Below are 519 nucleotides of genomic sequence, written 5' to 3'. Positions count from 1 at the left end.
GTGTGTGACGGTGCTCAAACTGCCGCCCTTTATTGCCACCCTGGGAATGATGCTGGTGGCACGCGGCGTGGCCTTGCAGCTGACCGATGCCCGCGCCATCAGCGGCCTGGGCGACAGCTTCGCAGAACTGGGCAACGGAGCCTTGTTCCGCATCGTCAATATCGGTGCGGACGGCTTCCCCGATGTGGTGTTCGTCGGCATTCCCTATCCCGTGGTGCTCATGATCGTGCTGGCGCTGGCCGTCTCCGTCCTGCTTAACCGTGCCACGCTGGGCCGCCATCTGTACGCCATCGGCTCCAACCTGGAAGCCGCCCGGCTCTCGGGCGTGAACGTCAACGGCGTGACGCTGTTTGCCTATGTGCTTTCCGGTTTGCTGGCCGGGCTGACCGGTTGCGTGCTGATGTCACGCCTGGTCACGGCCCAGCCCAGCGAGGGCCTGATGTACGAACTTGATGCCATTGCCGCCGCGGTGATAGGCGGGACCTCGCTCACGGGTGGTGTGGGCACGGTGTCGGGCAC

At 64.9% G+C, this 519-nt stretch carries 1 protein-coding gene; it reads left to right on the top strand.

Going from position 1 to position 519, the window contains the following annotated elements; all coding sequences use genetic code 11:
* A partial coding sequence (locus AC1D12_RS35080; protein WP_477845641.1) for an ABC transporter permease occupies positions 1-519 on the top strand: 519 nt, incomplete at both ends.

Source organism: Rhizobacter sp. P1_G5, from assembly GCF_056405435.1.
This window is presented reverse-complemented; position numbering and strand designations above follow the sequence as displayed.